The sequence below is a fragment of the Exiguobacterium sp. SH5S13 genome (assembly GCF_004337085.1).
GTDB classification, from domain to species: Bacteria; Bacillota; Bacilli; order Exiguobacteriales; family Exiguobacteriaceae; genus Exiguobacterium; species Exiguobacterium aurantiacum_A.
In genome coordinates this window covers 1-5,416 of record NZ_SJUS01000046.1, presented here as the reverse complement: position 1 = coordinate 5,416, position 5,416 = coordinate 1, and the positions used below count along the sequence as shown (strand labels likewise).

Sequence of the window (5,416 nt, the reverse complement as noted above, 5' to 3'; positions counted from 1 at the left end):
GTGAGTGAACATTCGTGACACGCAATCGATTATCCAGGAATTCTAACTCGTTCATGGGAATCAATCCTTTTTGATTTTATTCCCATAATGTCAGCATCACTACCTCACCAACATTGCGTAAGAACCACATTTGTATTGCAAAATACAAAGGTATGGGCATTTCAAAGGTATTGCCATGTTTGCTGATTTCTTAGAGGCTAGAAAAGTGGCTTTGGACTCGACTCCTCTATCCGTTCTTACATAATTTTTCTTTGATTAGGGATAAAAAATAGACAATGAAATAAATCTTATTGATTCAAAAGTTGGAAGAATTGTAAAATAATCGAATACGACTGGAGATGGGGGTGAACTTGCGGTAATATAAGATAATTCGAAGAACAATTTAATCGGGGATATAATTAGAATGTATTCGCTGAAGTGTTCTTATAAATTCTCATAAATTTAAAACCAACTAACAAATAATTCATCTCCCCTCAAATTTTCGAGCATAACGAAGATGGTAATGGAAGTTGTTTCGACTATTTTTGATTGCGGCCACAAAATTTAATAATCTCTGATATCTTTTGTACTACCAAATGCCACATTTTATACTTGTCATTACCATACACGTTAATTAAATGACTCTAAGTCTGTTGGAGAAGGACTGTGGTGTTCTGAAAAAGCGGTTCTGCACAACTGGGCCACCGAATACTAAGTAAATAGCTAAAACATGGATGAATTGGACGTGAGATTTGAAGTATTAAAATATGAAAAGTGGACTAAATACAACTTACTAATAAACAAAAAAATAGATAAAATAAATAGATGATATACTAATAGAATGAGATATAAAATTCATATTGAAAACAAGAAATTAAATTTGTGCATTTTAAGTTACGATAAAAACTTTTAAAATCATAAGTTACGCTAACAATGTTATTTTCAATGCGATTTTAATAAGATTTCAAGGAGGGAAAATAGTGATTTATGTAGTTCGTGAAGAGTTATTAAGATATATAGATAATATGTTAGAAATTACAAATAGTTTTAAAATCATAACCGACTGGCTAATAAAAGAAAAAAAAGAAGCAAACACTTTAAATCTTCAGGAAATACCTGATGAATTTTATGTTGTAAAAATTGCAGATTCGTATTCAAAGTTGGTCGAGATTGAAAAAGAAATTAAAAAAACATCTGTTGATATTGATGAATACATAACTTATATTCACAATAAATTGGAGACAACAAATTGGGCCTCATTCACAAAAATTAGAGATATGGCAAGTTTTTGTGAAAGGAAAGAATTAGGTAAAGATGTTAAATTTTCAGAAATAGAAAAAATTGAAATCATTAAAGTGCTTAATCATTTCGTGCCGCTTATAAATGAGATAATTAATCGTATTTCCGCTATTTCTTTATATACAAAAATCCACAAAATTGAAAACAATATTGTGATCATTGGTCGAAATGGTTCAGGAAAAAGTAATTTTGCAAGAGAATTAAATGGGATATTAGCTGATGAAATGTCAATCATTTCTGCACAAAGATTGCTTTATTATAATCCACCTTCAGAAATTTCAATAGCCAGTGATTACTCTCAAATAATTAGAGAATTTCAAAGTAAATCAAAGTTGAGTAAAGATGATAATTATCAAAATTTAGTATTAGATGATTTTACTAACTTACTTTTAGCACTATTTGAAGAAAAGAGAAAGAATGTATATAAATATTATATACAAAATAAAAAATCAATTTCATTGATTGATGAAACTATTGAAATTTGGCAAAAAATTTGTTTGGATAAAAAAATTATACATATGTTAGATTTCGAATTAATAGTAGAATCTGAATCCGGGGAAAAATATGAATTCAATATGCTGAGTGACGGTGAGAAAGCAGTATTCTACTATATAGGGCATACACTTTTAGCACAAAAAAATGGATACATACTGATTGATGAACCTGAAAATCATTTGCACCTTTCAAGTTGCATTAAACTATGGAATATTCTTGAAAACAAAAGAGAGGATTGTAAATTTATTTATATTACACATAATCTAGAATTTGCAACTTCTAGAACAAATAAAACTCTTATTTGGAATGAACGTTATCAGCCTCCTTTTGATTGGCAGTTTGAAATTATAAATGATGATCAATCTATTCCAGAGCGCTATTTGATTGAAATGTTAGGTAGTAGGAAAAAAATTATTTTTTGTGAGGGTGTTGAAAGAAAAAGTCTGGATTACTACATTTACTCTGCTTTATTTCCTGAGTATCATGTCATACCTGTAGGGGGACACAAAGAAGTAATATCTTATGTTCGTGCATCAAAAAAAAACAAATTTTTATCACATATTAAAGTGGTTGGTATTATAGACGGAGATTTTATGGATGAAAGTAAAGTTGAACAGTATAAGGAAGATTTAATATTTGTTCTTCCTTTTAATGAAATTGAAAACTTTTTTTATTCTAAAGAAATACTATTAATCATGATTGAGGAAACTGATAGCGAAGAGATTAAAGGCTCAGATGCTTTTGGAAGATTCAAGGCCGAGTTTTATAAGTTATTAAGAAAACACAACAATGAACTTAGTCTAGAATATACTAGACATAAGTTAAATGAATACATTTCTTCTAATTCTCTTACTACGAAATCAACAGATAAAATTGAAGATTTAAAGAATGAAATTCAGGATTACTTTAAAGATAAAAATATAGACCAAATTTATGAGGAATATTCAAACAAAATTATCCGATTGATTGAACAAGATAATTTTGATGAGCTTATGAGGATTCATAATTTGAAAAGAAACTTAATACCATTAGGTCAACGTTTTGTTGTAGATAACTATGAAGCGAGAGTGAGAATATTAATCCAAAAAAATAATCCAGATAAACTTAAGCAAATAAAGAGTATATTTGGAGGTTTTTATACTGATATCGCAAATTTAAAATAGGTTTGGCAATTGATTTAGCATGAGGTATAAAGTAAAATAGTGTAATACTAATGTAACCATTTATAATTGATCATTAGTCGGTGATATCGCTGACCTAATTTTTATTGTGTACTTTATTCGCTGCCATGTTGTTTTTGTTGGTAGTTGTTCTCGTTAGTTGTTTACTGCGTTTCGATTTTAGAATGGAAGAATTAAGAATGGTTACATTAGTATATAATTTAAACTGTGGAGAAGTAATTTGAACAATCCATTTAGTAATTTAACTGTAAAATTAAAAAAAAGTGATGATGAGTTGATTAGTGCTTTTGGAAGCTTATCAACGTTTGAAGATGTGGCGTCAATTCTGGAAGTGTCTAGTCATGCACTATGGATTATCCTTGTAAAAAATAAACCTTATAACTATAGAGAAGCATCAATCCCTAAAAAGGATGGTGGAGAAAGAAAAGTTTATATTCCAAATAATAATCTATTCATTTTACAACAGAAGTTAAAGTATGTTCTTGAACTAATATATTCTCCCCATTTTACATCACACGGTTTTGTAAATGATAGAAGTATCATTTCTAATGCTGAACGTCACGTTAACAAGAAATTTGTGATTAATATTGATTTGAAGGATTTTTTTCCGACAATCAAATATAATCGGATTGTAAATATGTTTGTTAAAGTTTTTAGATGCTCTCCTAATATTGCAAATACTTTAGCAAACATTGTTACACATCACGAAGGTTTTTTACCTCAAGGGTCTCCCATTTCTCCATTGATTTCAAATGTAATAGCTAGAACAATGGATGATCAACTATTTAAACTGTGCAAAGAAATTAAAGAAGTTCAATATACTAGATATGCTGATGACTTAACTTTTTCGACAAATCGAAAGAAAATACCGAATAGCATAGTAAAAAATTCAAATAATAGTTACGACCTGTCTGACAAACTGATTAATATTATTGAAAATAATGGATTTGAAATTAATTATAAAAAATTTCGTGTTCAATCTGAACATGATCATCAAAGTGTTACTGGTATAAAAGTCAACAAAAAACTTAACATAAACAAATCATACATCAGAATGGTTCGCGTATATCTTTACATTTTTGAAAAAAATGAAGATATAAACAAAGCTATTAAAGAATTTAATTTACGAAGACCAAAAAAATCGAATTTAAAACAACGATTAATAAAAAACGAATTTCAAAATCAAATTTTTCATCTCAAAGTTTTAAAGGGAATGATTGAATTTATTGGATCCGTCAGAGGTAGAAGAGATAGAGTTTTTAACAAATTTTCAAAACGGTTTAATACAATTTGTGAAACTGCCGGATTAAATAATATTCAAATTAATATTCCTCTACTTTTAGAAGAAGTGATTGATAATAAAATATTGGTAGTTGGGAATAATGATCAGTATTTCTATACTTTAGATCAAGGAATCAATACCAAAGAAATTTCTCTTTCTAAGTCACTAGCAGTAAGTAACAATGAAAGGGGAATAATATCTACAAAAGCGAACTGGACAACATTCAGAGATGATTTTAAAGGAACACACTACTATGATTTTCACACTATACCTTTATATAGAAAAAATACAACTAATGTATTATCCTATTTGAAAATTAATCGAGTAGCGGAAAATGATTTGATCTATTTTGAAGGACCTGAAGAGCTTACCAAAAATTCACAAGAAATTAATACTGAAATCGAGTCTTTGAAAATTGGGAATGTAGTATTGGTTGGGTTACATAATAATACCATTGAAACTTTTGAAGGGATTTTGACAAAAAGAATTTTATTTGGTGAAAGTAAATTTATTTTTAAACCAATTTCAAACGAGAACCTACCCATTTCTTTTGGATTTGTATTTAATCAAGTTGGCAATTTAGTGGGCACACTCTCTCGTGGTAACTCAGAATTATATGTTAACTCAATTAAATAAAAATAAATTCTATATTTGACTTAATCGCGTTATCGAAATTTCATTTCAAGCTGATAACAATAATTTTTACATTTGTTTCTTTAAATTAAACCGCTTTATAAAACTCGGGCGTTACAATCCGAGTTTTATAAAGCGGTATTTTTAATATTTGTAAACTTTAGTAATTGTCAATTATGCTGAAAAAAGAAAAATAAGATTGAATGCTCTGTATAAAAACTATAAAATTTCGTTCAAAATAATTAAGGCGAAACAGATTATTAGATTTTAAAAGGGCGAAATTTTGCAGATAATTATGTAATAATTAAACCTTTTCTAAGAATCGAACAGACTTTGATATGGAAAAAATGTCAATAATAATTCGCAGAAGCATACAGAAGTAGTTCAGATTTTACCAAAGAATATAAATTGTCAACAGCGTGTAGACGTCAAGTTGATTTTGACACTTTTTGCTCGTTTGCCTTTTACACTTCTGCCGAAAACAATGATTTCCGGTTCCTCATCCGATGACTGTCGTCATCACTATGTATGATTTCGACGCGATGGA

2 protein-coding genes are annotated in these 5,416 nt (G+C 28.7%); both read left to right on the top strand.

The window, feature by feature from the left end:
• Positions 1 to 959: 959 nt before the first annotated feature.
• Complete coding sequence (locus EVJ30_RS14735; RefSeq protein ID WP_131469563.1) at positions 960 to 2,936, top strand: DUF4435 domain-containing protein; 1,977 nt, start codon at positions 960 to 962, stop codon at positions 2,934 to 2,936.
• A gap of 238 nt (positions 2,937 to 3,174) precedes the next feature.
• Positions 3,175 to 4,872 carry a reverse transcriptase domain-containing protein gene (locus tag EVJ30_RS14730; protein ID WP_161568868.1) on the top strand — a complete coding sequence of 566 codons (1,698 nt, stop codon included), beginning with the start codon at positions 3,175 to 3,177 and terminating at the stop codon, positions 4,870 to 4,872.
• The last annotated feature ends 544 nt before the right edge of the window (positions 4,873 to 5,416 follow it).